The sequence below is a fragment of the Oleiphilus sp. HI0080 genome (assembly GCF_001635135.1).
The window spans coordinates 1-783 of the sequence record NZ_LWFU01000773.1 but is presented as its reverse complement, the minus strand read 5'-3'; the positions used below and the strand labels follow the sequence as shown (position 1 = coordinate 783).

The 783-nt window shown below is 48.3% G+C and carries 1 protein-coding gene; it reads right to left on the bottom strand.

Features of this window, described 5'->3' with window-relative positions:
* Positions 1 to 270 precede the first annotated feature (270 nt).
* Positions 271 to 783: sortase domain-bontaining protein (locus A3751_RS16095; protein WP_068457904.1), on the bottom strand; the 513-nt coding region annotated here is incomplete at its 5' end.

Sequence of the window (783 nt, the reverse complement as noted above, 5' to 3'; positions counted from 1 at the left end):
ATTTTAGGATTTATTTGCATATTAAAAAATCTGTACCACTATTGTCGTTACTGACGGCATTCATGACGTCAGTGAAGTGAAAGACTTTCATGGATACTACTCGCACTTATTGCCGGTTACGCCTTTGTAACCGGCTTTTTTTATGCCCAAATGTAAGTCATTTTTCTCGCGTATCCTCTGCCATTTAAGGCTCTCAAACAGATTGGTTTACCCTGCCGCTATACCTAGCAGATATGCCTAGCCGCCATGCCAAGTCGCTAAACACGGTAGTTAGATAGCTTGTGCTATCACGAGGCGTCGGAGGTCCGTGTCTGCTTCCCGGTCCGCTCCATTCATACAGGTCGATAACACCAACAAGGGCGTTTCGGGCTGCTCAGTAAGTTGAAAGCGAGGCGCACTCAGGNGTTGATGCTGAGCAATCTTAAAGCGCACTAGCCTCCCTTCGAAAAAAAGCTCAACGATGTCCCCAATTTCTAGTTGGCTCAGGAAATCAAAATGCGTATCCATATGCGCCTGAATCAAAAATAGCGCGATCGCTCCGTCTTCACTGGAATAAACATTCAGCCCTGGCCCAAAAGAAAGCGCCTCTCCTGAGGCCCCTTGCAGCACATAGTATGTCCTTCCAAATCTCGGAACATTCAACTTAGCGACCGGATAGGTATCGGCCCATGGCCAAGGAAGATGCCGCTCGCCGGTGCGGAGCGTTTTCTCCCAAGCATTCGCTATCAACCACTGCCCAACGATCGCCTTTGCGTTTATGAGACTCGCCTGCATCAAATAAAC